Source organism: Fuchsiella alkaliacetigena (assembly GCF_023227765.1).
Taxonomy (GTDB): Bacteria; Bacillota; Halanaerobiia; order Halobacteroidales; family Acetohalobiaceae; genus Fuchsiella; species Fuchsiella alkaliacetigena.
On record NZ_JALKBZ010000003.1, the window covers coordinates 91,232 to 117,194 of the forward strand.

Genomic DNA, 25,963 nt, shown 5'->3' on the forward strand with positions numbered 1-25,963 from the left:
ATATGCAACAAGAATATGAAGGCTTGGCTAGCATCTACGATTACTTAGTTGCTGAAATAAGCTATGAAGACTGGTTTGCTTACTTGCAGGAAATTTTGGCTAAGCTGGACTGTACTCCAAGTATTGTAGCTGATTTAGCCTGTGGAACGGGCAAGACGACCATTCCCTTTGCCGAACTGGGAATTAGCAGTTATGGAATTGATATCTCTGGAGAAATGCTAGAAATAGCTAGACAGAAGGTAGAAGATCAAGATTATGATATAAAATTCTTAGAACAGGATATGAAAAAACTGGATTTACCAGTTCAAGTAGAATTAATGGTCTGCTATCATGATGGATTAAACTACATTCTTTCCTTAACGGAGCTCTATCAAGTTTTCAAAAAAGTAAATGAAAATTTGTTAAAAGGTGGTTATTTTATATTCGATTTGAATACTGTTAATCGTTTTGCTAAAGCTGATAATGAAGAAGTAACTATTATAGACGAAGGAGAGAAATTTTTAGTTTGGAAAACTGATTATGATAGCAGTCAAGAAATCTGGACTATTGATTTAACAGGCTTTGTTGAGGTTGAAGCTGGTCTTTATCAACGTTTCGAGGAAATACATAAAGAAAAGCATTATTCAGAGGGTGAAGTCTTAACTGCTTTAAGAAAGACTGGATTTAAGGTGATTGATTATTATGAAGCTTTTACTTGGCAAAAACCGGATTATAATTCACCTAGAATTTTCTATATTGCCCAAAAAGTTTAATAAATTTTGCTAATTTACTCTAACACCTATTTTAAAGTAGGTGTTCTTCTTCTGGAAGTAAGGTATATATTGAAAGTATAATATTAAATCTAACTTATAAGACTAATATTCGAAAGTAGCCTTTAGAATATACTACTTTAAGGAGAATATTAGTTATGATAATTAATCGACTTATTGAAGAAGTAAGGATTGAATTAGAAGAGGCTAATAAATTATTAGCCGAACTGGAAATGGAAGAAGAAGCAGACTATGAAGAATCTAAAGATGATCAGTACTTTTTATGGGAGATTACTAAGCAGATTATAGATGAACAAGAAAATTTATTATCTAATTTGGAAATAGATGAATTAGCTACGGTTATTTCTAAGTTAAATGATAGATATCTGTTTTGTTCTTCTTGCGGTAGAAATATTTTAGAGAGTATTAGACTTTTAAGATTACCACCACAGAGCTTATTAACGGTTAAAGATGCTCAAGTTCCGCCGACAGAAATTGTGATAGTTGATGTCTGTAAGTATTGTAATTATATATTTAACTTTGAGTTTTTCAAAGGACAGGAAGCTTATCAGCTATATCAGTTGTTGATAGCTGATCTGCAAGAAACGGAGTTTGAGCTCGAGGAGAAGATTAAAGTATGAATAACTTTTCTCCTGAGCAGGTATTAATTGAAGCTAAAGCTTTGGATTATCAGTTAGGTAAAGAGCTTAAAGAGAGATATGAAAAGCAAAAAGTGCCTATTAGGATTATTGAGTCTCATAATAGAGTTAAATGGGCCGAAGAAATGTCTCCAGCCCAGCTTTATCAACAGGCTAAAGAAACTTTAGTGGTGGGAGTTAAAAAGACTTTAAGGTTTAAGTCTTGTCAGCCTTCGGCTGATTATCGCTTAGTAACTAGTACTAGCTGTCCAGGTAAATGTGAGTACTGTTATTTAGCTACTAATCTGGGCCCGGCTGTTTATGTTAGAGTTTATGTTAATTTAGCTGAGATTTTAGAGGCCGTTAGCAAGCATATTAAGAAAAGTGATAAAAAGATTACTACTTTTGAAGCTAGTAGCTCTTCTGATCCGGTAGCAGTAGAGCATATTACCGGTGCCTTAGCAAGGATGATTGAGTTTTTTGCTGTTAGAGATGATGCTAGGTTGAGACTAGCTACTAAGTTTACTAATGTGGATTCTTTGTTAGATTTGGAGCATCAAGGGAATACTAAGTTTAGGTTTAGTATTAATGCTGATTATGTAATCGATAACTTTGAAGGAAATACTCCTAACTTAAAGGCTAGGATAGAAGCTGCTCAAAAGGTGCAGCGGGCGGAGTATCCTTTAGGTTTTATGATTGCTCCAATTATGATTTTTGAGGGTTGGCAGCAGCAGTATCAGCAGATGTTGGAGCGATTAGCGGCTAATTTGACTGTTTCTGCTAGTGAAGAGTTGAGCTTTGAGTTGATTAGTTTTAGGTTTAGTACGCGGGCCCAGAACTTAATTACTGCTCGACATCCTCAAAGTAAGCTGGACTTTAATAAAGAAGAGCGTCATCATAAAGGCTTTGGAAAATATGTTTATCAAGAGAAGGATATGCAGGAGTTAAAAGATTACTTTACTACTCAGATCAAAAAATACTTTCCTCAGGCTAAGATAGAGTACTGGACTTGAAAATTTTACTAAAAAAACTTCCAAAACCTCTTGACAAAGTACTATTTAATCTGTATAATTATAAACAGTAACAATAATAATTATTAATTAAAATAAATAGGGGGTAATAAAAGATGGATTTAATTAACGAAAATGAATTAGGAGTAACTAAGGGAACTGAGTTAGAAGGAGCAGTTAATCAAGAATTTAAAGGAGAGACTACGGAGGTAGGACTTTACTTAGCTATGGCTCGTCAAGCACAGCGAGAAGGACTAGCTGAAGTAGCTGAGGTTTTAAAGACTTTAGCTTGGGAGGAAGCAGAGCATGCAGCTAGATTTGCTGAGCTAAATGGAAAGATTTCTGAGGATACTAAGGAAAATATTGAAAAGATGATGAAAGGTGAGCAGATGGCCAATAAAGGTAAGCGTCAAGCTGCTGTTGAAGCTAAAGAAGAAGGCTTAGATGCTGCTCATGATGTTTTAGATGAGTCTTCTAAGGATGAAGCACGTCATGCTAGAGCTCTAAAGGGATTACTAGAACGTTATTTCTAAAAAATTTAAGATCCAACTAAGAAAAGGCTCCTGTTATATAACAGGAGCCTTTTTGAACTTTTAAGTTATAACTGTTTCTTGTTTTCTTTTTTCTACGTCTAATAAAATCTTCAAAGCTAATTTAGAAGCTTTTAGATGCTTAGGATCGGGTTCAATGGTAGTTAGCTTTTGGATTAAATAGGGAATAGTTAAAACTAGCTTTGGAGAAGCTAAAATTATTTCGTAAGCTATACCTAAAGCCATTAAACTTTCCAAGTAAACATTAAAGGTTAAACCTAAACTTTCTAAAAGAAAAATAATAAATAAATAAAAGACAATTAAGTTAGTTCCACAGCGTCTGGCTAATCTAGATTGAGCATTGAAATCACCTTGAAAGTTAGCTTCATAATAGTTAACTGCTTTATGCTCAGCTCCGTGAAATTGAAAAACCTCTTTTAAAAGAGTTGCTCTTAAAAGCAAGAAGATCAGCATAAAAACTGTTATATAAACCGATATATTTAAATTAGCAGCTCGAACAAATAGATTGCTACTTCCTTGAGGTACTAATTGAAAATAGACTTCTAAAGCGATATTGATAAAAATTAAAAGTAGTATCGGCCAGTATTTAGTGGGTTGTTTAGTCATTTCTTTAAAGAAATTAATTAATGAAAAAAGAATGCTCATAACTCCTCTTAAAACAGGAATCTTTTTAAAAAATAAAAAGATTTTGTTATTAGCTAAGGTGTTTTTTCCTACTTCGTATTTTAATTTGTTATCCTCATAATAGGCTTTGACTGAATAGTTTTCGCCGAAAAGACGGACTCCATTTTTATAGGCTCTACCGCCAACCTTCATAGTTATTCCCCCTAACTACTAAATAGTTTATTAGCTTTTAGCTAAGATGTCAACTCTTGTTGAGAGATTTTATTTATTACTTTTCATTTTAGAGTTAAATTGTTATAATAAGGCTAGATAGTAAAATTTGAGGAAGGAAGATTAGTTGATGTTTAATTCTACTAAAATATGTATTTTGGATGGCTATTTAGATGAACCCTCCTGTCTAGGCGTACCGCCTTATATTTCCCCTCATGTACGTTATACCTATGGGGCTTTGTTAGCAGCTGGTTTAAGTAAAGAACAGCTTGATTACTTTACTATTGATCAGTTAAGAGGTAATCGAGAAGAACTGCTCTCAAAGTTAAGATCAGCAGAGATAGTGGTCATAGTTGCGGGAACTACAGTACCAGGTAAGTATTTAGGAGGAAGTCCGATTACCTTAACGGAGATCGAAGAGATTGGCGGTTGCTTGGAAGAGCCTGTAGTCTTTTTAAGCGGGCCGATTATAAATTGTAATTTACAAGTGAAGTCGATTGATAAACTTGCTGAGGAAGTTCCTGGTTTGGCTGTTTATAAGGAGCTTACGGGGGAAGATCCTACTGTTGAATTGGAAATAAATGAGGTGGTGGATAGTTGGGCCCGCCTCGGGGCAGAACTTACAGTAGAACATCCTAATTATCCCTATTTGATGTGCGAGCTGGAAACCTACCGTGGTTGTTTAAGGGAAAAGCATTGCTCGTTTTGTAGTGAAGCTTTGAAAAAAGCTACTTATCAACGTAGTATTGAGGGAATTGTTAAGGAAGTAGAGAGGTTGGCTGAACTGGGTAATCACTATTTTAGATTGGGGTCTCAAACTGATTTGTTGCTTTATCAGGCTTTGGAGGAAAAGGATAATCTAGTTCCCAATTTTGAAGCTATTAAAAAGCTATATACAGGAATTAGAAAGGTAGTTCCTGACTTAAAAACCTTACATATGGATAATATTAATCCAAGTACTATAGCTGATAATCCTGAAAGATCGGCTAAGGCTTTGAAAGAAATAGCTAAGCATAATACTGCCGGCGATATAGCAGCCTTTGGTTTAGAATCTGCTGACCCGCAGGTTTTAGCTGCAAATAATATTGGTACTAGCCCTGAAAAAACCTTTGAAGCTATTAAAATTATGAATCAGGTTAGTGCTTATCGCCAAGCAGGAGTTCCAAAATTATTACCGGGGCTTAATTTCTTACACGGTTTAAAAGGGGAAAGACCGGAAACATTAGAATATAACTTTGAATTTTTGCAAAAGGTATTGACAGCAGGATTAATGTTACGGCGGATTAATATACGGCAAGTGAATCCTATACAGGAGTATCAGGCAGAATATAGTTATGATAAGCATCAGTTTAAAGAGTATAAACAGAGAATTAATGAAGAGATTAATCAACCTATGTTGAAGCGAGTTTTTCCGCAAGGGACTATTTTAAAAGAGGTAATTGTGGAGCAGATTAAAGGGAAACTTTCCTATGCTCGACAGTTAGGCACCTATCCTATTCTGGTAGGTATTCCAGGCCAGCATGACTTAGGAGAATCTTTGGAGGTAAAGGTAGTAGACCATGGTTATAGGTCGCTTACTGCTTTACCTTGGCCTTTTGACATTAATCAGGCTAGCGTAGCAGAGTTGAAGACTTTACCAGGCATAGGAAAAAGCCGAGCAATGCGGATTTTCATGGCTAAAAAGATCGAAAATTTTGCTCAATTGAGTCAGCTTTTAGACCATAGTTATGATATTGAACAGTTGGAGGACTTAATTACTTTTAAAGAGGAGGAATATTGATGGCTATTGTAGAAGTGACGGTAGTTCCGTTAGGGACAGAGGATACTAGTTTAAGTGAGTATGTAGCCGATTGTCAACAGGTTTTAGCTGCGGAGGAGGAAATTGAATATCAGTTAACTCCGATGGGAACTATAATTGAAGGGGATTTAGATGAAGTTTTAGCTGTGGTTAGAAAGCTACATGAAGTGCCTTTTCAATCTGGAGCTAAGCGGGTTTCAACTTCTGTTAAGATTGATGATCGTAGAGATAGAAAAGGAAGTATGAAACAAAAGGTAAGTTCTGTAGAAAATAAGTTGAAGTAATTGTTCTTAGCTGATTGAAGGATATTTTTTGATTTTAATCTATCCTTTATCATCTATCATCTGTCCTCTGAACTAAATAATAGACCGATATTAATGCAGAATTAATCTTTAAAAAGGAATGATATTTATGGAAGAAGTTTATCTAGATAATAGTGCAACTACTAAAGTCAAAGATAAAGTAATAGAAACAATGATGAAGCCAATGAAGGAGGTTTATGGAAATCCTTCTTCACTGCATAGTATGGGCATAGAAGCTGAAAAACTACTTAAAAAGGCTAGAAGAAAGGTAGCTAAGGCAATTAGAGCTGATGCTGAAGAGATTATATTTACTTCTGGAGGTACTGAAGCTAATAACTTAGCTATTAAAGGAACTATTAATACCTTGCAGCGCTATGGTAATCATTTAATTACCACTAAAATTGAACACTCTTCGACTTTACATCCTCTACAGGACTTGGAGAAAGAAGGTTGGGAAGTGACTTTTCTAGATGTAGATGAGAAAGGTATTTTAGATTTGGAACAGTTAGCAGAAGTGATTTCTGAGGATACTATTTTAGTTAGTATTATGCAAGTTAATAATGAAGTAGGTAGTATTCAGCCTATTAAAGAGGTTGAAAAAATAGTTCAAGACTATCAAGATAGCGGCCTTTATCTGCATATAGATGCTGTGCAAGCCTTAGATAAATTAGAGATTAATTTAAGTAATTCGAGTATTGATTTATTATCAATGAGTGGCCATAAGATCCACGGGCCTAAAGGAAGTGGAGCTCTCTATATTGCTGATGGTACTAGGTTAAAGTCATTAATTACCGGTGGTGGTCAGGAGTTTGGTTATAGAGCAGGAACTGAAAATGTAGCTGGCTATGTTGGCTTTGGAGAAGCAGTTAAACTGGCCACAACTGAGGTGGAAGCAGATGTGGAGCAGATGCAAAAATTGAAGGAAGAGTTGGCGGCTGGGATTAAAGACGGCTTAGAAGGGGTTCAGATCAACGGCCCGGAGGTAACAGCGGGTGTTCCTCATATCTTAAATGTTTCTTTTCAAGGAGTTAAAGGTGAAGTGTTAGTTCATGCTTTGGAAGCAGAAAATATTTATGTTTCTACTGGCTCGGCTTGTTCTTCTAAAGATTCCAAATCTCATGTGCTAGCAGCGATGGGTTTAGAGCAAAAAGCCATGGAGGGAGCTATTAGATTTAGTTTATCTTCTTTTACTAGCAAGGAAGAAATAAGCTATACAGTTGAAAAATTAAAAGAAATTGTACCTAGATTAAGACAGATTACTGGTTAAAGGAACAGGAGGAGAGTTAATTGAAGGACTTAGTTTTAATTAGATATGGTGAAATAGGAACTAAAGGAGGAAATAGACATCTTTTTGAAGATAAATTAATAGCTAATATTAAAGAAAACTTAGCCTCACTAGGCAAGTCAAAGGTCTATAAAACAGATGGGCGAATTTTTGTAGAAAGTGAAGCAGAGTTAGATTTAGTAAATGAAAGGTTACAAAAGGTGTTTGGAATAGTAGGAGTTTGTCCGGCGCGAGAGACAGCCTTGGATTTTGAGGAGATTAAGCAGGCAGGCTTGGAGTTAGTTGAGAGAGAGTTATCTGGGCAAGCGCAGACCTTTAAAGTGGAGACCCGTCGTACTAATAAAGATTTCGAGTATGATACTATGGATATTAATAGGGAGTTAGGAGCTTATGTATTACAAAATACTGAGAACTTAACAGTAGATGTTCATGAACCTGAAATTAGATTAAATGTAGAGATTAGGTATAAAAAGGCTTATGTATATGCGATGGACTTACCTGGGGTAGCCGGTTTACCAGTAGGAAGTAGCGGCAAGGCTGGATTGCTCTTATCAGGCGGTATAGATAGTCCGGTAGCTGGTTGGATGGCTATGAAGCGTGGAGTAGAACTGCTGCCTATTTACTTTCATAGTCCTCCTTTTACTAGTGATAGAGCTAAGGAAAAGGTGATTGATCTTTGTCGGGTATTGGCTGCTTACTGTGGAGGTCAGCTTAAGTTGAGAGTAGTGCCTTTTACTGATTTTCAGACTGCTATTAGTGATAACTGTCCTCAAAAATTGCTAACTATTATTATGCGGAGAATGATGATGAAAATAGCTGAAGAGATTACTATTCAGGAAGAAGGAAAGGCTTTAATTACCGGGGAAAGTATTGGTCAGGTAGCTAGTCAGACTTTAGATAGTATGCGAGTGACTAATGTAATTACTGATCTACCTGTGTTTAGACCTGTAATTGGTCTGGATAAAAATGAAATTAAAAAAATAGCTAAGAAGATTGGGAGTTATGAAATTTCTATTCGACCTTATGATGATTGTTGTACACTTTTTGTACCAGATAGCCCAGTTACTAAACCTAAATTAAAATTTGTAAAATATGCAGAGGAAAATTTGGAAATAAAGGAGCTACTAAGTGAAGCTATAGCAGGAACTGAGATTATTGAGGTTAAATCCGAATAATATTAATTTAATATTTGTGAATTTGATTTACAAAGAACATGGCTTACCTAATGTTGAACTGTATATTTACTATTAGGTAAGCCTTTGATATAATAACGATGATAAGCTATAAATAATTAAAATTTAATTGGAATTTACGGTGTAAAGCTTGTCTTTTATTAATGGAATAGAGGAGGTTTTAAGAGTGACGGATGATTTTTTAGAAAACTTTATTCTTTTTCAAGATCTAAGCTTTGTGGAATTAGAAAAGATTAAACAAGCAACGTATATCAGGGAATATGCCAAGGATGAAATTATTTTTATGGAAGGAGAGCCTGGTGATGCATTTTATATCATCCTATCTGGAGCGGTAAAAGTTTTTAAAATTGGTCAAAGTGGCAAAGAAAAAACTTTAACCCTATTAAATGAGGGAGATTTCTTTGGAGAAATGGCTTTATTAGAGAAAAATGTTCGTTCTGCTTCCGTAGAAGCTATCAAAGACTCCTGTTTATATGTATTTGAACGGAGTAAATTTAATAGTATGATTTATCAATTCCCTGAAATTGCTGTAAAGATGATTGCTGTTCTTTCTAATAGATTGCGAGCAGCTAATAAGTTAGTTGAAGACCTGACTTTTAAGGGAGTTAAGGAGAGACTTGCGGAAACTTTAAAGGACTTGGTTTCAGAATATGATATAAGAGATGGAAGATGTGCTTTAATTATAGAAGGAACTACTCATCAGGAACTGGCTAATTTAACTGGAAGTACTAGTGAGTTTATCACTAAGTTATTGGGAGAAATGGTTGAGGATGAAGGTTTAATTATTGAGGATGAATCTTTGATTTTATTTGAGGATTATATTGAAAATTTAAAGATTATGGATTAAGAATATTATAGAACTAAAGAAACCCCAAGCAAGTAAGTAAAATCTTTGCTTGGGGTTTAGGTTGTGCATTATAATTGGTGTTGGATTTATTTTGAAGTGAGCTGTTTTTCTAACTTAGTAGTTTGATTTTTGATAATTTTAATTTAGATCAGCGGTTGTATTTCTTTCTTCGGAAACAATGATAATTCCATCTTCTTCAATTAGATTACTAGTTAAGTAGTCAGCAGAGATGAAACCGGAGTTATTAGTAGTGATATAATAAGTTTCGCTGCTATCGTTTTCTTCAGTATTGTTATTTATTTCTCTATCCACAATTAAGCCCTCCTTTTAATTTCTAATTTTAGGAATCCATTTTTGTTGAGTAATATTAACTTCTGCTTCTTGCATCATTTTATTTTGTTGAATTTCACCGTTGAAAATAAAAGAGTCTAAAGCTTCTTGACTTTCAATATAACCTCCGCAGACTTGAAACTTTTGAGTAGAATTTTGTAGATAATCTGTAGGCTGAAAAGGTTTTTGTAAATCTAAATCTTCAGCATAAACTTTATATAGCTGCCAAATTAGACTTTCTAATTTAGAATCTGGATACTTAATTGGCAACTTAATATCGGCTGCTTCTTGGCGGGAAATCATATAGTTATGAGCATAAAGCTTTTCTGTTAGATAATTAATTATATTTTCTACTAAAACTTCATCTTCTCCTAAAGAATGTAGTGAAAGCAGTTTTTCAGCTGTAGATCTAATTAATAAATAGTTGCGATGGACATTACCTAAGGCTAGGGGATGTACTTTATCTACTAGATAGGAAAATACTTTAGTTAAGTTTTCTTCATTATTTAGTTTAAATTTTTGTTTAGCTAATTGAAAATAAGAACTTACATCCTCTACACTAATAGGTATTTTAGCTTGAGGATTATTAGGATCTTGAGGATTGAAAGCATTAGCTACCGTAGGATCAATTGGTCCTAACTCTCCCATTTTACCCATTATAATTTCATTAGCTCCTAAGCAGATTAAAGTGCCAGCACTATAAGCTCTAAAAGGAATTAGGACGCTGAAGTGATCTGAGTATTCTCTAATTAAATTAACTAAACGCCAGGGAGTTAGTACATCCCCACCGCGGGTATAAATAAATAGATCTATTTTTTCTTTAATTTTATTTTTTTCTAGATGTTCATAAATTATTTTAATTGCATCGGGGGCGATGCGAGTGCTGATATTTTTTCTATCTCCGGTAAAATAACAGATTACAGTTGAGTCTCTTTGTTGACTGATTTTATTGATGATTTCTAATCTATCTTGTCTAGGCACAAATTTTCTCTCCTTTATTAATTAGCAGTTTTCATTATTATTATTCTGTCTTAAATGATTTTTATGTGTTGAGGTTTAGAAAATGGTTTTAGCTAATAATTATTTATTAAGAGTTAAATACTATATTTAAAGCGGTAAGTAAAAGGAGGAACTTTAAGTGAAGGAGCAAACTGAAGATTTCAATGTACAGAATAATCCTTTAAACTATTCTACAGGCATTCCAACTTGCAATCAGCAGGACTACTGTACTCCTCAAATTGATATTTTGGAGGACCAAAGTAATGTTTATTATGTATGTGAACTGCCCGGAGTAGAGCCGGAAAGCTTAAATGTTGAGCTTACAACTGAAAGTATATTTATCCAAGGAGAGTTGGGAGCTGTTATTGAAGAAAATCAAAAAAGAGCAGACTTTGTTTATCAAGAGCGAGCTAAAGGAGGATTTTTTAGAGAAATATCTTTACCTGTGAATGTAGATGTAGAAAGAGCTGAGGCTAATTTTAAACGCGGTTTATTGGAGATATCTCTTCCTAAAGTCAATAATTACTAGTATTTTTTATTAGCAAATAGAACATTATAAGTAGTGAAGATAAAAATAAACATAAAAATCAGGAGGTTGATAGTTATTTATACTCAAAACTCATTAAACCATGGTTCTTTTGCAATTGCTCAGCAGCGACGAGGTCAACAGCAAGGATTTGCTAGTCCAAGCTTTCAAACTGGAATGACAGGTTTTAATTATTCTCCAGCATCTAATGCTTGGTCTTATCGCTTGCAGCCTATTTCTACAGCTCAAGCAACAAATATGGGAACTGCTCAGCAATCAAGAGGCCAGTTTACTCAAACTGCTTATCAGCAATCTATACCTATGCAACAGCAGCAGTTACAACAGCCACAGTTTCAGCAACAGCAACTACAACAACCGCAGTTTCAACAGCAGACTACCGGAATGATTAGTCCGAGTATTAGCATTTCTGAAACTCAAGATGATCTAATTATTGCTTGTAATATGCCAAATGTAGATCTAGATAATTTGAGTTTAACAGCTACAGAAAACTCTTTATCTATTGCTGCTCAAGCATTTATTGGTCAGCAGTCTAGTAGCCTGCATAGAACTGTTCCTTTACCAACAATGATTAGAGCAGAAGCCGTTGATGCTAGTTATAATAATGGTATTCTACAGATTAGAATGCCTAAGCAAGAAACTAGCGCTCGTCGACAACTGCAGGTAAATATAAACGAGTGAATGAGAATGTTTGAGTATTCTGCAATCAAGAATGCTTAGATAAGGAAGATATTGTTTAGTAAAGGGTATATCTCCAATTTGGAGATATACCTTTTCTATATTTTAATTTTTAAACTATAGTTAGAACTAAAAGAGGGTGAAAAATGATTGGCATTTATTTTAAAATCTTTTTAAGTTTATTCTTAGCTTTGATATATTTTAATCTGTTTAGACTAGTTAGAGATACTGTTTTATTTAGTTTTTATCCTTATTTAGTGTTTACTGTGGTGATAGTAGCAGGCTTATTAATAGGACTTTATTTTGTAGATTCTGTAGTGATAACTAGAGTACTTAGCTGGGCTATAGGAATTCTGATAATATTTACTTTATTCAGCTTGGTTCAGGTTTATAGAAATATAGGGCCTAGGGATTATCAAGTCCAATTAAAAGAGGTTGAAAAAGGTATAAATAATAGAGCGGATTCAAGAATAGTAGAGCTAATTAGCTCTACTATCGGCAGCGCTCTGACTTCCGATAATAAAGTTGATTTAATAGTTGATTCAGAAAAGATGTTTGAGGAGATGTTAAAGAAAATTGCTGAGGCAGAAGATTATATTCATATTCAATTTTATATTGTTCGTGATGACTGGTTGGGCCAGCGGTTTAAGGAACTTTTAGCTGATAAAGCAGCCCAAGGAGTTGAAGTTAAATTAATTTATGATGCTTTAGGCAGTCATCAACTGACTCGGGATTATGTGCAGGATTTAGAGGAGGCAGGAGTAGAGATTGAAAGTTCAGGGGGGATATTTTATTCATTATTGACTGGGAAATTAAACCATAGAAACCATCGTAAAGCCTTGCTGGTAGATGGGGAAGTGGGCTTTATTGGTGATATTAATTTAGGACAGGAGTATACTAAAGGTAGTCCACGTAAAAGCTTGCTTTTAAAGTTGAAAGGAGCCAATTTAGTGAAACTGCAAGAAGTTTTTTTAGCAGACTGGAATTCGATTACAGGCCAGCAGTTATCTGTGACAGAGTATTCTATTCAAGAGCAGGTAGATACTAGTTTGCCGGTACAGTTAGTTGCTAGTAATTATGATACTGCTTGGCAGGAGATTAGCAAGCTATATTTAGGCTTAATTAGTAAGGCTGAGGAAAGTATCTATTTAACAACTCCTTACTTCATTCCAGATCAGAGCTTATTAACAGCCTTACAAGTAGCTTCCTTGCAAGGGGTAGATGTAAGAATTATTATTTCTGAGCAAACTGATTCTCAAATATTGAGTTGGAGTAATAGAGCTTTTTTTGGTGAAGTGTTGAGAGCAGGAATTGAACTGTATAAGTATGAAGATGGCTTTTTACACAGTAAAACTTTAGTAATTGATGAGCAAAAGTTCTCTTTGGGTTCGGCTAACTTTAATACGCGTAGTTTATATCTTGATGCTGAATTAAATGCTGTTGTTTATGATCGAGAATTAGCGGAAACATTGACTGTAGAGTTAGAGGATATTATAGATGATAGTGAGGAAGTTTTGTTAGCTGACTATTTAGAAAATAGATCTTGGTTAAAGAGACTGCAGGAGTTAATAGGTTACTTTTTAACTCCGGTTACCTAGCTGATCTATTAGGTATATTTTAAGTCTAGTTGATGATTAGACTTTAAGAGCTATTGACAATAACTATCATAACTACTAAAATAGGGGTAAAGGAATTAGTAGGAGATTAATTATGGCTCAAGACTATAACTTTGTACATTCTTGTATTAGAGTATTGGACTTAGAGAAGTCCATTGAGTTTTATCAACAAGCTTTAGGTTTAGAGGTGGATAGAAGAAGAGATTTTCCAGAGTATGAGTTTACTTTAGTTTATTTAAAAAGTTCAACTGGTGATTTTGAACTGGAGCTTACTTATAATTATGATCGCCAAGAGCCTTATACAATTGGGGATGGCTATAGTCACCTAGCAGTTACGGTAGCTGACCTGGAGGCTTCTTATCAGCGTCATCAGGAGTTAGGCTATGAAGTAGGGGATATAAATAGCTTAGAAGGTGAGGCTGGAGGAGGCTATTACTTTTTAACTGATCCTGATGGATATAGAACTGAAATTATTCAAAAATAGTTTATTTTAAAAGTGAATATTGACGGTTATGACCCTCCTTTCATTTTTGAAGGAGGGTTTTGCTTTAGCATAAATTTGAGTGTAGTTACATATTTATTATCATAGTAAGCTTGCTTATTGTTTGGAAGATTAACATAATTACTAAGTTTTTTTATTTTTGGATAAAAGAAAGCAAGGAGGATAAAGGTTGATTAAAAAGCGAATAGTCGTATTTGATTTATTAATTGCATTGCTTATTTTTTCGAACGGTTTAGCTGTGGCTGCGGGCCCTAGCTGTAGCTGTGAAGAAAGCAGAGATCTATCTTTACAAAGTCCTCATTTAGAAGGACACGATGTCTGGGAATTACAGCAGAATTTAAAAGAACTGGGCTTATATGAAGAGGAGCCCAATTCAGTTTACGATTGGCAAACGCATTTGGCTGTAAAAGAATTTCAAAAGAATTATCAATTAGAGGTTACCGGAGTAGTTGACCAAGAAACTTGGCTTGATTTGGGAAAGGTTTTGAATAAAAGAGATAATATCATTCCCGTTAGCCAGGATATAGAAGCTCCAACAGGTGAAGTGAGTTTATTAATAGATGCTTATCAAAAAAAGATGACAGTCTATGAAGATGGAGAGCCTTATCATGAGTTTCCAGTTGCTGTAGGCAAGCCTTCCACCAAATCGCCAGTAGGAGAATGGGCTATCATCGCTAAAGATGCTCATTGGGGCGGTGGTTTTGGAGTTAGATGGATGAGGATCAATGTACCTTGGGGAATTTTTGGGATTCACGGTACTAATAAACCAGGTTCTATTGGCACAGCAGCTAGTCATGGTTGTATTAGAATGTTTAATCGAGATGTGAAGAAGCTTTATTCTTGGGTAGAGGTGGGGACTAGAGTTAAGATTATTGGTGAGCGGGATCCAATCGAGGTTACTCATGATTTAGAGCCTGGTCACACAGGTAAGGATGTACTTTTATTTCAAGAGAGCTTACGAGAGCATGGTTTGGAGCCAGGCTATACCGATGCTAGATTTGGTAGTGACACTGAAGAGGCGGTTAGAGAATTAAAGTATATCTATGGTTTGCAGGATGATTTAGAAGGAGATCAGAACACCTTTTACATTTTAAATCTGTGATAGAGAAGGAGTGAGCTATTAAGTGTTGGCTAACTTAGATTTGAAGTCCAACTGGTTAATATTAATAGCTATGGTAGTACTGATAATAGTTGTTACTGGAGCTTTAACTTTTTATTTTATGCAAGAGGATGTTTTTAGAATAGATCCAGAAGTGCAGTTACAGCCTGAAAGAGAGTACCAACTGACTTATTGGGATTATCCTTTATTTATTGGTCAGGAAGAGGAGTATACTGAATTTTTAGAGGAAGCAATTGCTGATTTTAATGACATGTATCCTAATATTAAGGTGGACTATGAAATCTTATCCTTTCTAGAAGGGGAAAGTAGACTACAAGAAAGATTAAAAGAAGGGAATCCGCCGGATATTTATAATGATATTTTTGGAAGCAAGTTTTTTAGTGAAGAATTACAGATTCCAGTTAATATTTACTTTGCTGAAGGGGACTTAGGTGACTATAATCAGGCAGCTATTAAATCGTTTTATGCTGATCAGCGGGTTTGGGGACTGCCTAACTGGGTATTACCTCAAGTTTGGGTAGGGAATAAAAGTTTATTAACTGAAGCTGATTTAGATTTAAATGAGATTCAGACTGTCGGTTGGGATTGGCAACAGTTTTCGGAAGTAGCTCAACAGATTAATGATTTAGGTAGGGATAACTCTATTATCTTTAATCCACATAATTCACAGTTATTATTCCATCTGCTAAGTCAACAAGGTCGAGAGCAGTTTCTGTGTCAAGAAGAGGGACTGCTTTTAGAGGCTGAAGAATTGAAGTTAGCCTTTCAGTTTTTAAGGGAACTGCAAGAAAAACAAGTATTTCCAGAGTCGACTCAGGAGATGAATAAGCAGCTTTTACCTGATTTTTGGCAAGGCCAAGCAGGGGTGATAGCTCCGATTAATATGTGGCTGTTGAATAACTTTTATCAGCGAGAAGCTGAGCAGCAAAGGGTGGATTTGACCTTAATTCCGCCACCGGGAATTGAACAACAGGAGCAATTACCTTTAGAGGTAGGTGGTTTAGTTCTTTTTAGACAGCAGGAGTATCAAGGGCACGAGCATAGTAAGGCTACCTATAAGTTTGCTGAGTTTATTAATCGGCAGAAAAACTTGTTTTTAGCTGAAAAATTGAAAGTAGTACCGGCTTATCTACCCTTACAGTCTTTGTGGGCCCAGGAGGTAGACTTAAGGAGTGAGATTAAAGAGGATATTTTGAGTTATGCGCAGCGCGGAACTCCTAAGCAGTTAGATAGCTTTGCTAGTTTAGCTGTACAAAGACAGATTGAAGAGTTATTAGCTCAGGCTTATCAGGATTTTTGGTTGACAGAAAAAAGTATTGCCGAAATAGTTAATGAAGTTATGACAGAATCTCAACAGCTGGTGGCTGCGCAGAGAGAAGAAGAATAATTTTTTGCTTGACATTCTTATTAAGATATGTTAGGATAGATTAAAATAATGAATATACGTAAACTCTTATCGAGAGAGGTGGAGGGACTGGCCCGATGAAGCCCGGCAACCGGTGGTAGTGTTAACTACTATGGCGGTGCCAAATCCTGCAATGTTTTATCTGCATTGAGAGATAAGAGAGGTGATAGTTTATAAGACCTCTTCTTATCTAAGGAGAGGTTTTTTTGATATGATATTTAATTATATGGAGGGATAAAATTTATGACAACAGATCAGGGAGAGGATTTAGGATTTGATACGATATCTTTACACGGAGGTTATACTCCAGATGAAACAACAGGCTCTAGAGCAGTACCTATTTATCAAACTACATCTTATGTTTTTGATGATGCAGACCATGCGGCTCGATTATTTGCTTTAGAAGAAGCAGGAAATATCTATACTAGGATTGGCAATCCGACTCACGCAGTTTTTGAAAAAAGAGTCGCTGCTTTAGAAGGTGGCGAAGCTGGTTTAGCTACTAGTTCGGGAATGGCGGCTATTCACTTAACGATTATGACGCTTTTGGAGGCGGGCGATGAAATAGTAGCTTCTAAGTATATCTATGGTGGTACTTATAATCTATTATCTACTACTTTACCTAAGTATGGAATTGAGACTAAGTTTATTGATCCTGATGAATTAGAGTCTTGGGAGGAAGCTATTAGTGAGGATACTAAGCTTTTCTTTTTAGAATCACCAGGAAATCCTTTATTAAATATTGTGGATATTGAGGGAGTAGCAGAGATTGCTCACGCTAATGATATTCCAGTAGTGGTGGATAATACCTTTAATACTCCTTATTTATCTCAGCCTTTGAAGTTAGGAGCAGATATAGTGGTTCATTCGGCTACTAAGTATATTGGTGGACACGGAAGTTCTATTGGGGGGATTATTGTTGGTTCTGAGGACTTTATCTTTAAAGCTAGAACTGAAGGTTATCGAGATATAGGGCCCGCTTTGAGTCCTGTTAACTCTTGGCTCTTTATTCAGGGTCTAGAAACACTGTCCTTGCGGATGGAAAGACATTCTGAAAATGCTCAGCAGGTAGCTGAGTGGTTGGAGGAGCATCCCAAGGTAGAATGGATCTGCTATCCTGGCTTGGAACGACACGTTCAGCATGAATTAGCTAAGAAGCAGCAGAAAAACTTCGGCGGGATGATTACCTTTGGGATTCAGGGTGGCTTTGAAGCAGGTAAAAAGCTGATAAATAATGTAGAACTATGTTCATTGTTGGCTAATGTAGGTGATACTAGAACCTTGATTATTCATCCAGCTTCTACAACTCACGAACAGCTAGAGGCTGAGGAGCAGGAGGAAGCTGGAATTACCGAAGATTTAATTAGAATTTCAGTTGGTTTGGAGAATGTGGAGGATATAATTGCTGACTTAAAACAGGCAATGGAAAAGGTATAATTAAGGAAGGGGGGAGTGATATGAGTGTCTGTAGTGAAGAATTGGCTAAGACAGAGGGGGACTTGGCAGTGGTTTCTCCTCAAAAATTAACCCTCTTTAGTGACGATAAAATGTTTGAACTGGAATCGGGTCAAAAGTTAGGGCCGATTGAGGTGGCTTATGAAAGCTATGGGACTTTGAATTCAGCGCGGGATAATGTTGTTTTAATTGTCCATCACTTGACTGCTAATGCTCATGCAGCAGGTAAGTACAGCTTAGATGATCAGGAAGCAGGCTGGTGGGATCCCTTAATCGGCCCTGGGAAGGCTATAGATACCGAAGAGTACTATGTGATCTGCACTAATGTACTCGGTAGTTGTTATGGAAGTACCGGGCCCGCCTCAATTAATCCAGCTACTGGCAAGGAGTATGGAAGTGACTTTCCAGTAGTAACGGTGGGAGATATGGTTAATTTACAGAAGGCTTTTTTGGAAAAACTGGGGATTAAGGAATTACAACTAGTAATTGGTGGTTCCTTAGGCGGCATGCAGGTTTTAAAATGGGCTGTAGAGTATCCAGATTTTTTACAAAAAGCGGTGCCGATTAGTACTCCGGCTCAGCTTAAGGCCCAAACCATAGCCTATAATCAGGTAGCTATAGAAGCAGTAAAGAATGATCCTGCCTGGCACGGCGGGCATTATTACCAACAAGAGGAACGGCCAGTTAAAGGGATGGACTTAGCTCGTAAGATCGGGATGATTACCTTTAGAACACCTCAGTCTTTTCAAGCTCGCTTTGGTAGAAAAGAGTTGGCTGATAAGGAGTTTTATAGCTTGGATAATCAGTTTAAGATTAATAGCTACTTGGACTATCAGGGCCAGAAGTTTATAAATCGCTTTGATGCTAATTCCTTTATCTATTTAACTAAGGCTATGGATCTCTATGACTTAAGTAGGGGTTATGGTTCTTTGGCTGCAGCCTTAGAAAGAGTTGAAGCTGAGGTGATGATGATGGCTGTAGATTCTGATCAACTCTTTCCAATTGAGGAGTCCCGAGAAGTGGTGAGTATACTTAAGGAACTGGATAAAGATGTTAAGTTTCATCAGTTAAGATCTGATTATGGTCATGATGCTTTTTTGGTGGAGTTTCATAAGTTTGGCCCGGTGATAGAGGATTTTTTATCAAGCTGAAAGCATAAGTTAAAGCTCTGCCTTAAATAAGGTAGGGCTTTTATATTTTAATATTTAGGTTCAAGTTCTAAGAACAAAACAATATCGTTCTATTGTTGCGTTGGTGTAGGGGCCAAATAGGTGTTTCACGCTAGAAAAGTTTATTTTAGTACTTCTAAAATTCATCTCCACTTAAATAAAAGCAAGTAAATTTTAATTAGAAAAATTTACTAAACCAGCTTTTATTTAAGCTCCGATTCATTAAGAAGTACTAAAAAATAAACTTTAATATCGCTTAGAAACACCCATTTGGCCGTGCTGATAATGAAAAATATGTTTGAGTCGTCTTTCACTAACATAATTTTGCGCTTTATATCCCAGTGGGGGTTGTTTCAGAGTGGAATTCAGGTTTTTCGTCGAAATTGCTAATCGCTTTTCAAAGTGCTTCTGTCAACTTATAATATATCAAATAATTTGTAAGTAGCACTAAGCTAGAAAAAGGTGTTGGAACGGCGAAACTTCCCCCACTGGGTCATTAACGCAACAATATCCCAATTAAGTTTAAGTTGGGTCTCTGATAATGGCAAAATAGATTAATAAGGAAGTGATGTTTTATGAACAGCAAAGTTGTAGCTCACAATAGTCGGGCTGAGGATTTAGAGTTAGAGAAAGCAGTTACTGAGTATAAAGCAGGAGTAAGTCCAGCTCAAATTGAAAATAATATACTTAGGTTTATTCGAATCTTAAGGAGCTTAGGAGTTAGAGTTAGTTTAGTAGAAGGGATAGAAGCTTTAGCTGTTTTAAAAAAGGTTGATATTTTAAATAAAGAAGAAGTTAAAATAGCTTTAAGGTCGATGTTAGTTAAGGATTACGAGAAGATCAGGATTTATAATCGAGTTTTTGAATACTTCTTTGCTTCTTTTACTTTAGAGAATGAAGAAGCAGAAGCTGAGAATCTTGATTCAACTGCTGAAGAAGAAACAGAGGAAGAAGAGGTCTTGCATGATCCTATTTCCCGGGCTGATCTTGACGAAGAAGAGGAAGAGGAGCGGGAGTTAGAAGTAGATTTAGATCCTGAGCAACAGGAGTTTTATGATCAGTTGGACCCGGAGATTAAAGAACAGGTTAATGAGCAGGTGAGAAGTAAGTTTAGCGAAACCTTATTACGCACTCCTCAAAATGAGTCTATGGTTAAAAACTTTATTCAGGGCAGCTTAAGGTACTGGCAGGCTAAATTAAACGAAAATAGAGATAATCTGATTGATTTGGATACTACAGTGGATGTTAAAAAGACAGGTGAGCGGGAACTAGATAATACCTTACGGCAGTTGGTAAGTAAGTTAGATGAAGAGGATGAGTTTATTTTAGCCAAGGATATTAGAGAAATTGCTGAAACAGAGATGGATAGAGTGACTGAGATTATTAGACGTCTGACTAAGCAGTTAGCTACTAAGCTATCTCGAAGATATAAAAAGAGCAGTAAAAGTAAGCAGTTGGATATTAGAGCTACTTTACATAACAGTATTAAGTACGGCGGTACTTTAGCAGAACTTAGCTATCGGCAGCAGAAGCTTAAAAAGCCTAAGTTTTTATTAATCTGCGATGTATCTGATTCTATGGCTAGGTATTCGCAGTTTGTACTCCAGTTTGTTTATGGTTTGGCTGATACGGTGAAGGGGATTGATAGCTTTATCTTTGCTGATGATTTAGAAGAGGTTACGGATTATTTTGCAGGTGAAGGCTCTTTTGCTGAAAAGATGGCTTCTGTAATTGGAGAAAGTGAGCAGTGGGGAGGAGCAACGGATTTAGATTGTGCTTTAAGCACCTTTAATAGTAATTATAAATCCCTATTGACTAAAAGAACGGTAGTTTTTATTGTTAGCGATACTAAGACCTTAAGAGTTGAAAAAGCAGCGGCTAAGATTGAGGGAATGCAGAGGCGGGTTCGAGAAATAATTTGGTTAAATACTCTGCCTAAAGCAATGTGGAAGCATCGAGATTCTGTTAAGGCTTTTCAAAAGCACTGTCGGATGTTTAAGTGTAATATGATTAAGGATTTACAGAGAATAATTAAGAAAGAGTTTTTATAGAGATTTATGTAAAAATTCATCATAGATCTAAAGTATAGTGATCTATGATGAATCAGGCCTAGATGATTTATTTGGTTAAATTATAATATTAAGTCAAGTTTAGATTAGCTTATATCTACTGTCTCAGAATCACCAGGCTCTAAACTAGGAAAGGTAGCAACTAATCCTAATACATCATCATCTATCTCTATATCTGTCAAGGTTACATTACCGATATTAGTTACTATATATCTAAAGACTGGATCAATATTTGGCGGCAAGGTTGGTCCAGGAGGACTATCTGCTTCAACAAATGTCTCTCCACCATCAACAGAGATAAGTTTCTCAATCTGAATAGCTGGCTCTGCTTGAAGTATACCAAAGTAGTGTGTTAAATCAGTGTCGGTAACTATTTGATCGTCAGATGTGCCTTCAACTGTAACTTCATTAACATGTTGTCCTTCTTCCCAAGTACCATCTAAGATTACTTCTACTGATGCACCAGGCTGTAAAGAAGCAAGAGCAAGTATAAAACCAAAGAACTCATCTGTTGCTTCAATATCTGTCAAAATCACATCACCAATATTCGTTACTACAAATCTAAATTTGGGGTCTATATCTTCTTCAATAAGTGGACCTGGAGGCGTATCTGCATCTATCCAAGTTTCACCTTCATCAGCAGAAACAAATTTTTCAATCTGAATAGTCATATTGAATTCACCCCTTCAGTATTATTTTCGTCCACTGACTCACTATTATAATAAGCAGTAGCCTCATCTGTATAGGTCTCATTCTCATAAATACCATTAGCCGTAACAGTATTAGTTTGCACTTCAACTGGTGGCTCGGGTGGTAATTCTAATTCTTCTTTAAAATCTAAAACATCTTCTAACTTAAATTGTAATAACATCTGTTTTTTAATTGGCATTCTTAACATTCTTATGATAGCTTCTTGCTGTTCAATTGCTTCTTCACTAGTAATTGTTCCCTCTTCCATCATTCCAGCTATTGCTTGTATCTTTTTACCTTCTGCATTTAAAATATGAGCCAACGCTGTCTCTTCTAATGCTATTGATTCTAATAAATCTGTTAACGCTTCTTCCTGAGTTCTTTCAGGAATTTCCGGTGCCGACATTCAATCTTCCTCCTTTCAAAAAAATTAAGACTTAATAATAATCATAGTCAATCAAAATTCCATTATAAATATAATCTAAATGCTATTTTTACAGCACTTTATAAGAAAAACGGAGTTCAAGGAATAATAACTGAACTCCGTTTAGTTAAAGCAAGCTATTAACCTTAGGTCACGTCAGGGTAATCTATTGATTGTTCATCACCAGGATTTAGCGGGTCAGGAAAGATAACAATAAGACCTAATACATCATCAGTTATTTCCACATCTGTTAACTGTGTTCCTCCAGTATTTGTTACTATATATCTAAAGACCGGATCAACACCTGGTGGTAAGGTTGGCCCTGGAGACGTATCAGCCACAACAAATGTTTCTCCTTCATCAACTGAAACTAATTTCTGAATTTGAACTGCGGGTTCTGTAGTACCAAAGTAAAATACCTGGTCAGCATCAGTTACAATATTATCATCTGGATCTGTTCCTTCAACTGTAGCTGTGTTAGTCTGTTGACCAGCAGCCCAAGTTCCAGTTACAATCACTTCAAAAGATTCGCCTGGATCTAGTGTAGTTTGGGGGATAGTTATTGGCCCTAATACACTATCAGTTAAGGTTATATTATCTATAGTAACTGTTCCAGTATTTGTTACGATATATTTGAATTGAGGATCGATATTCTCCTCTATAAATAAACCTGGAGCTATATCAGCATCCTCGAATATTACTCCATCATCAGAAACAAATTTCTCGACATCTATTGCAGCAGTTACTCCCACATAATTGGCTTCATCTGTATCTGTAACAATTTCTCCTGCTGGATCTTCTCCTTCAACTGTAGCTAGATTAGTCTGTTGATCAGCAGCCCAAGTTCCAGTTACAATCACTTGAAAAGATTCGCCTGGATCTAGTGTAGTTTGAGGAATAGTTATTGGCCCTAATACACTATCAGTTAATGTTATATTAGTTAGAGTTTCATTACCAGTATTTGTTACTGTATATCTAAAGACTGGATCTGTAGTCTGGATGATATCGGGTCCTGGAGGTGTATCAGCATCAACAAATGTTGTACCTCCATCAGCAGAAACTTCCTTCTCAACATCAATATCTGCTTCAGCTGTTGTAGCTGGATTTGGCGAGACATAGACACCACTAGTTCCTGAAGTCATACTAAACTGGGTTGTAATTGAATACCAACCACCAACAAAAATACCATTACTTAGTGATGAAGTTGATCCGAAAAATACAGCATCTGGAGTATTTATTGGACCTGTTCCTGGATAAAGAGTAGAAGGACTTCCTGTAGTCAGCCAGTAGCCAGTGAAGAAACCACCACCACTAAAGTTACTACCACCATCAATCAAAGCACCTTGACCATCATCAAAACGTGGTCCTTGTGGATAGGGAGGAGCTGGATTAGAGCCACCACCTGACGCATTAATATCACCTGCAACATTGATAAAGTTAGTAGGAGTTAAATCTCCTTGCGGAACAATTGCTCCACCACTCTGAGGTTTTACCTGCCCTTGATATCCATTTGTGGGGTCTCCATCTGTATCCCAACGCAGGATGAAGACATCTCCAGCATCACCAGTAATGTTAATTTTACTAGAAAAGTTAAGTCCTGAAGTAATATTGATAACAAAGACTTGATCTATGCCATCTTGAGTATTTAATCCATTAAGTGAAGTTGAAGAAACACTTTCAAATCCAGGTGTAGGAGCAAGAGCATTAATCTGTTGAAATGCACTAATCAGATCATCCTCAAGATCATCAATTAATGCAGTTTGATTAGTTACTCCTGTAGCCTGAGTGGGATTATCATCAACTATATCCTGCCAGGCACCAAGGGTGGTATCATTAGTAGAAATTGTTCCAGCATAAGGTACAAAACCTGAAGTACGTTGATCAGCTTGGATTCCATCAACGGCAACATCACCTACATATCCCTTACTAGCTCCCTGCCAATTAGCATCGTTTCTAGCATCTGCAAAGAAGAATAAGAAATCAGGTAAGTCACCTAAATCAATACCTCCGATTACAGTCATGAGTTATTCACCTCCTCGTTTTCTACTATCTCAATATTATAAAATGCCTCTTGAGAATCTGTAACAGTAATACCATTACCTACAGCGGTGACTGTAGCTGTATTGCTTTGCACCTCAACTGGTGGTTCTGGTGGTAAAACTTCCAAAGAATCTAAAACATCTTCTAATTTAAATTGTAATAACATCTGTTTTTTAATTGGCATTCTTAACATTTTCATAATAGCTTCTTGCTGTTCAATTGCTCCTTCACTAGTAATTGTTCCCTCTTCCATCATTCCAGCTATTGCTTGTATCTTTTCGCCTTCCGCATTTAAAATATGGGCCAATGCAGTTTCCTCTAAAGCAATAGATTCCAATAAATCTATTAAAGATTCTTCCTGAGTTCTTTCAGGGATTTCCGGTGCTGACATTTAATATTCCTCCTTCCTAAAAATATAATTAAGACTCAACAACGATCATCAATCACAAATTTATTATAAAAATGTTAATTAAATCTTTTATACTTTAGATTAAGAGAGGGAGATGCATCCCTCTCTTAATTCTAAAGATGTAAGCTTTTCTATCCATTTACACCATTATTGACATCATTATTAATTTCTAATTCCTCTTTAAAATCTAATACATCCTCTAACTTAAACTGTAATAATATTTGTTGTTTGATCGGCATTCTTAACATTTTCATAATAGCTTCTTGCTGTTCAATTGCTTCTTCACCAGTAATTGTTCCTTCTTCCATCATTCCAGCTATTGCTTGAATTTTTTCACCTTCCGCATTTAAAATATGAGCCAATGCAGTCTCCTCTAAAGCAATAGATTCTAATAAATCTGTTAAAGATTCTTCCTGAGTTCTTTCAGGGATTTCCGGTGCTGACATTTTTAACTCCTCCTTGATATATTTTGTTATATAATATGTTAAATGTTCAAATCTGTTACAATATATAGCTTAGAATTATTAATCTTTTGAGTAAAAATCTATATAAAGAAGGTTGTCAAAAAAGATATTATCATAAATAAAAAAACCCTCTTTTGATATCAAAAGAGGGTTTTTCAACTTAAAAGGATTTAACTATGTACTTTTAACAGTTATTAAGCTCTAATTCCTCTTTAAAATCTAGGATATCTTCTAACTTAAACTGTAATAACATCTGTTTTTTGATGGGCATTCGCATCATTTTAGAAACTTCTTGTTGCATTTCAATTGCTTCCTCGGCATCAATTTCGTCATTTTCCATCATTTGGGCTATAGCCTGAATTTTTTCACCTTCGGCGTTAATGACATGAGCCAGTGCCGTCTCCTCTAGAGCAATAGATACCAACAGGTCTGTTAAAGCTTCCTCCTGAGTTCTTTCAGGAATTTCAGGTTCTGACATTTTTTTAATTCCCCCTATTTGTTATAGTTCCATGTATAATATGCTGATTATAAAAGAAATGTGATAATTAAATTAATTAATCTTTAATATCTTTTCTTCTTATAGTATAAAAACCCCCAATAATCTACAGCATAAGCAATTAAATTACCAATTAGAAAGAAAGCAAGCAAACCTGCTACTGTCTTGAGCTTTGATTAATAAAATACGCTATGCACTAGCAGCTATTAGTGAAGATATTATTTTAAGCTACTTAATTTTGCTTAAAATTTAGATAATTCTCAAATGAATTACTGTTAGGACATTTGTCCTGTTAAAAGCTCAGTTTTTCTTACAATTTAAATAGACCGCTACTTCTTAATATGCT

Annotated in this window: 27 protein-coding genes and 1 riboswitch; of the genes, 18 read left to right on the forward strand and 9 right to left on the reverse strand. The window is 35.7% G+C overall.

The features are described 5' to 3' along the window. Window positions 1-2 precede the first annotated feature (2 nt). The 4 genes from MWH30_RS01655 to MWH30_RS01670 all read left to right on the forward strand — a co-directional run bounded on the left by MWH30_RS01655 (window position 3) and on the right by MWH30_RS01670 (window position 2,930). Complete coding sequence (locus MWH30_RS01655) at window positions 3-752, forward strand: class I SAM-dependent DNA methyltransferase (RefSeq protein ID WP_248662304.1); 750 nt, start codon at window positions 3-5, stop codon at window positions 750-752. Window positions 753-907: 155 nt separating this feature from the next. Continuing rightward, entirely contained in the window at window positions 908-1,390 is a 483-nt protein-coding gene (locus MWH30_RS01660) for a hypothetical protein (RefSeq protein ID WP_248662305.1), read from the forward strand. Then, window positions 1,387-2,400, forward strand: a complete 1,014-nt coding sequence (splB, locus tag MWH30_RS01665; protein ID WP_248662306.1) for a spore photoproduct lyase — start codon at window positions 1,387-1,389, stop codon at window positions 2,398-2,400. The genes MWH30_RS01660 and splB overlap by 4 nt, the downstream gene beginning before the upstream one ends. 113 nt (window positions 2,401-2,513) lie before the next feature. Further along, entirely contained in the window at window positions 2,514-2,930 is a 417-nt protein-coding gene (locus MWH30_RS01670) for a ferritin-like domain-containing protein (RefSeq protein ID WP_248662307.1), read from the forward strand. 60 nt (window positions 2,931-2,990) lie between these two features. Here the strand turns inward: MWH30_RS01670 and MWH30_RS01675 are convergent, their stop codons facing one another. Beyond that, window positions 2,991-3,764: a DUF1385 domain-containing protein gene (locus MWH30_RS01675; protein ID WP_248662308.1), complete on the reverse strand. Its 774-nt coding sequence runs from the start codon at window positions 3,762-3,764 to the stop codon at window positions 2,991-2,993. Window positions 3,765-3,912: 148 nt separating this feature from the next. On the opposite strand from MWH30_RS01675, the gene MWH30_RS01680 reads away from it, so the two are divergent. The 5 genes from MWH30_RS01680 to MWH30_RS01700 all read left to right on the forward strand — a co-directional run bounded on the left by MWH30_RS01680 (window position 3,913) and on the right by MWH30_RS01700 (window position 9,207). After that, window positions 3,913-5,562, forward strand: coding sequence for a radical SAM protein (locus MWH30_RS01680; RefSeq protein WP_248662309.1), 1,650 nt, complete (start codon window positions 3,913-3,915; stop codon window positions 5,560-5,562). Further along, a complete protein-coding gene (locus MWH30_RS01685; protein ID WP_248662310.1) occupies window positions 5,562-5,864 on the forward strand; it encodes an MTH1187 family thiamine-binding protein in 303 nt (100 codons plus the stop codon). The genes MWH30_RS01680 and MWH30_RS01685 overlap by 1 nt, the downstream gene beginning before the upstream one ends. A gap of 127 nt (window positions 5,865-5,991) precedes the next feature. Further along, the gene (locus tag MWH30_RS01690; protein ID WP_248662311.1) at window positions 5,992-7,149 is read left to right on the forward strand and encodes a cysteine desulfurase family protein; all 1,158 of its coding nucleotides are present in this window, start codon (window positions 5,992-5,994) and stop codon (window positions 7,147-7,149) included. 20 nt (window positions 7,150-7,169) lie between these two features. Further along, window positions 7,170-8,342 carry a tRNA uracil 4-sulfurtransferase ThiI gene (gene thiI, locus MWH30_RS01695; protein WP_248662312.1) on the forward strand — a complete coding sequence of 391 codons (1,173 nt, stop codon included), beginning with the start codon at window positions 7,170-7,172 and terminating at the stop codon, window positions 8,340-8,342. Between the two features lie 184 nt (window positions 8,343-8,526). Next, window positions 8,527-9,207, forward strand: a complete 681-nt coding sequence (locus tag MWH30_RS01700; RefSeq protein WP_248662313.1) for a Crp/Fnr family transcriptional regulator — start codon at window positions 8,527-8,529, stop codon at window positions 9,205-9,207. A gap of 138 nt (window positions 9,208-9,345) precedes the next feature. On the opposite strand, the gene MWH30_RS01705 is transcribed toward MWH30_RS01700, so the two are convergent. Together MWH30_RS01705 and MWH30_RS01710 are read right to left on the reverse strand one after the other, a co-directional pair. After that, entirely contained in the window at window positions 9,346-9,519 is a 174-nt protein-coding gene (locus MWH30_RS01705; RefSeq protein ID WP_248662314.1) for a hypothetical protein, read from the reverse strand. 15 nt (window positions 9,520-9,534) lie between these two features. Continuing rightward, on the reverse strand, window positions 9,535-10,518 hold the full coding sequence (locus tag MWH30_RS01710) for an SDH family Clp fold serine proteinase (protein ID WP_248662315.1): 984 nt from the start codon (window positions 10,516-10,518) through the stop codon (window positions 9,535-9,537). A 157-nt stretch (window positions 10,519-10,675) separates the two neighbouring features. On the opposite strand from MWH30_RS01710, the gene MWH30_RS01715 reads away from it, so the two are divergent. The 9 genes from MWH30_RS01715 to MWH30_RS01755 all read left to right on the forward strand — a co-directional run bounded on the left by MWH30_RS01715 (window position 10,676) and on the right by MWH30_RS01755 (window position 21,076). Further along, window positions 10,676-11,065, forward strand: a complete 390-nt coding sequence (locus tag MWH30_RS01715; protein WP_248662316.1) for an Hsp20/alpha crystallin family protein — start codon at window positions 10,676-10,678, stop codon at window positions 11,063-11,065. Window positions 11,066-11,131: 66 nt separating this feature from the next. Beyond that, window positions 11,132-11,761 (forward strand): Hsp20/alpha crystallin family protein, encoded by a 630-nt coding sequence (locus MWH30_RS01720; protein WP_248662317.1) that lies wholly within the window; start codon window positions 11,132-11,134, stop codon window positions 11,759-11,761. A gap of 143 nt (window positions 11,762-11,904) precedes the next feature. Then, window positions 11,905-13,356: a cardiolipin synthase gene (gene cls, locus MWH30_RS01725; protein WP_248662318.1), complete on the forward strand. Its 1,452-nt coding sequence runs from the start codon at window positions 11,905-11,907 to the stop codon at window positions 13,354-13,356. 112 nt (window positions 13,357-13,468) lie between these two features. Continuing rightward, complete coding sequence (gene gloA, locus MWH30_RS01730) at window positions 13,469-13,858, forward strand: lactoylglutathione lyase (protein ID WP_248662319.1); 390 nt, start codon at window positions 13,469-13,471, stop codon at window positions 13,856-13,858. Between the two features lie 187 nt (window positions 13,859-14,045). Next, the gene (locus MWH30_RS01735) at window positions 14,046-14,978 is read left to right on the forward strand and encodes a L,D-transpeptidase family protein (RefSeq protein ID WP_248662320.1); all 933 of its coding nucleotides are present in this window, start codon (window positions 14,046-14,048) and stop codon (window positions 14,976-14,978) included. Between the two features lie 22 nt (window positions 14,979-15,000). Beyond that, a complete protein-coding gene (locus MWH30_RS01740; RefSeq protein ID WP_248662321.1) occupies window positions 15,001-16,383 on the forward strand; it encodes an ABC transporter substrate-binding protein in 1,383 nt (460 codons plus the stop codon). 63 nt (window positions 16,384-16,446) lie between these two features. Further along, a riboswitch (SAM riboswitch) is annotated at window positions 16,447-16,562 on the forward strand. Between the two features lie 82 nt (window positions 16,563-16,644). Continuing rightward, complete coding sequence (locus MWH30_RS01745; RefSeq protein WP_248662322.1) at window positions 16,645-17,838, forward strand: O-acetylhomoserine aminocarboxypropyltransferase/cysteine synthase family protein; 1,194 nt, start codon at window positions 16,645-16,647, stop codon at window positions 17,836-17,838. A 20-nt stretch (window positions 17,839-17,858) separates the two neighbouring features. Next, window positions 17,859-19,007, forward strand: coding sequence for a homoserine O-acetyltransferase MetX (metX, locus tag MWH30_RS01750; RefSeq protein WP_248662323.1), 1,149 nt, complete (start codon window positions 17,859-17,861; stop codon window positions 19,005-19,007). A 593-nt stretch (window positions 19,008-19,600) separates the two neighbouring features. Then, window positions 19,601-21,076 (forward strand): vWA domain-containing protein, encoded by a 1,476-nt coding sequence (locus tag MWH30_RS01755; protein ID WP_248662324.1) that lies wholly within the window; start codon window positions 19,601-19,603, stop codon window positions 21,074-21,076. A 104-nt stretch (window positions 21,077-21,180) separates the two neighbouring features. Here the strand turns inward: MWH30_RS01755 and MWH30_RS01760 are convergent, their stop codons facing one another. The 6 genes from MWH30_RS01760 to MWH30_RS01785 form a co-directional block, all read right to left on the reverse strand. Then, the gene (locus MWH30_RS01760; protein ID WP_248662325.1) at window positions 21,181-21,765 is read right to left on the reverse strand and encodes a hypothetical protein; all 585 of its coding nucleotides are present in this window, start codon (window positions 21,763-21,765) and stop codon (window positions 21,181-21,183) included. Then, window positions 21,762-22,190, reverse strand: coding sequence for an alpha-helical endospore appendage domain-containing protein (locus tag MWH30_RS01765; protein WP_248662326.1), 429 nt, complete (start codon window positions 22,188-22,190; stop codon window positions 21,762-21,764). Before MWH30_RS01765 ends, MWH30_RS01760 begins: the two co-directional genes overlap by 4 nt. A 164-nt stretch (window positions 22,191-22,354) precedes the next feature. Then, entirely contained in the window at window positions 22,355-24,229 is a 1,875-nt protein-coding gene (locus MWH30_RS01770; RefSeq protein ID WP_248662327.1) for a CLIPPER-2 domain-containing protein, read from the reverse strand. Then, window positions 24,226-24,639, reverse strand: a complete 414-nt coding sequence (locus MWH30_RS01775; protein ID WP_248662328.1) for an alpha-helical endospore appendage domain-containing protein — start codon at window positions 24,637-24,639, stop codon at window positions 24,226-24,228. The genes MWH30_RS01770 and MWH30_RS01775 overlap by 4 nt, the downstream gene beginning before the upstream one ends. Before the next feature lie 149 nt (window positions 24,640-24,788). After that, window positions 24,789-25,103 carry an alpha-helical endospore appendage domain-containing protein gene (locus MWH30_RS01780; RefSeq protein WP_248662329.1) on the reverse strand — a complete coding sequence of 105 codons (315 nt, stop codon included), beginning with the start codon at window positions 25,101-25,103 and terminating at the stop codon, window positions 24,789-24,791. Window positions 25,104-25,305: 202 nt separating this feature from the next. Then, window positions 25,306-25,599 (reverse strand): alpha-helical endospore appendage domain-containing protein, encoded by a 294-nt coding sequence (locus tag MWH30_RS01785; protein ID WP_248662330.1) that lies wholly within the window; start codon window positions 25,597-25,599, stop codon window positions 25,306-25,308. Between the last annotated feature and the right edge of the window lie 364 nt (window positions 25,600-25,963).

Bases quoted from the DNA above. Each gene is read 5' to 3' on its own strand.
- MWH30_RS01655 (WP_248662304.1), top strand. From the start codon at position 3: ATGCAACAAGAATATGAAGGCTTGGCTAGCATCTACGATTACTTAGTT.
- MWH30_RS01660 (WP_248662305.1), top strand. From the start codon at position 908: ATGATAATTAATCGACTTATTGAAGAAGTAAGGATTGAATTAGAAGAG.
- splB (WP_248662306.1), top strand. From the start codon at position 1,387: ATGAATAACTTTTCTCCTGAGCAGGTATTAATTGAAGCTAAAGCTTTG.
- MWH30_RS01670 (WP_248662307.1), top strand. From the start codon at position 2,514: ATGGATTTAATTAACGAAAATGAATTAGGAGTAACTAAGGGAACTGAG.
- MWH30_RS01675 (WP_248662308.1), bottom strand. From the start codon at position 3,764: ATGAAGGTTGGCGGTAGAGCCTATAAAAATGGAGTCCGTCTTTTCGGC.
- MWH30_RS01680 (WP_248662309.1), top strand. From the start codon at position 3,913: ATGTTTAATTCTACTAAAATATGTATTTTGGATGGCTATTTAGATGAA.
- MWH30_RS01685 (WP_248662310.1), top strand. From the start codon at position 5,562: ATGGCTATTGTAGAAGTGACGGTAGTTCCGTTAGGGACAGAGGATACT.
- MWH30_RS01690 (WP_248662311.1), top strand. From the start codon at position 5,992: ATGGAAGAAGTTTATCTAGATAATAGTGCAACTACTAAAGTCAAAGAT.
- cls (WP_248662318.1), top strand. From the start codon at position 11,905: ATGATTGGCATTTATTTTAAAATCTTTTTAAGTTTATTCTTAGCTTTG.
- gloA (WP_248662319.1), top strand. From the start codon at position 13,469: ATGGCTCAAGACTATAACTTTGTACATTCTTGTATTAGAGTATTGGAC.
- MWH30_RS01745 (WP_248662322.1), top strand. From the start codon at position 16,645: ATGACAACAGATCAGGGAGAGGATTTAGGATTTGATACGATATCTTTA.
- metX (WP_248662323.1), top strand. From the start codon at position 17,859: ATGAGTGTCTGTAGTGAAGAATTGGCTAAGACAGAGGGGGACTTGGCA.
- MWH30_RS01755 (WP_248662324.1), top strand. From the start codon at position 19,601: ATGAACAGCAAAGTTGTAGCTCACAATAGTCGGGCTGAGGATTTAGAG.
- MWH30_RS01760 (WP_248662325.1), bottom strand. From the start codon at position 21,765: ATGACTATTCAGATTGAAAAATTTGTTTCTGCTGATGAAGGTGAAACT.
- MWH30_RS01765 (WP_248662326.1), bottom strand. From the start codon at position 22,190: ATGTCGGCACCGGAAATTCCTGAAAGAACTCAGGAAGAAGCGTTAACA.
- MWH30_RS01770 (WP_248662327.1), bottom strand. From the start codon at position 24,229: ATGACTGTAATCGGAGGTATTGATTTAGGTGACTTACCTGATTTCTTA.
- MWH30_RS01775 (WP_248662328.1), bottom strand. From the start codon at position 24,639: ATGTCAGCACCGGAAATCCCTGAAAGAACTCAGGAAGAATCTTTAATA.
- MWH30_RS01780 (WP_248662329.1), bottom strand. From the start codon at position 25,103: ATGTCAGCACCGGAAATCCCTGAAAGAACTCAGGAAGAATCTTTAACA.
- MWH30_RS01785 (WP_248662330.1), bottom strand. From the start codon at position 25,599: ATGTCAGAACCTGAAATTCCTGAAAGAACTCAGGAGGAAGCTTTAACA.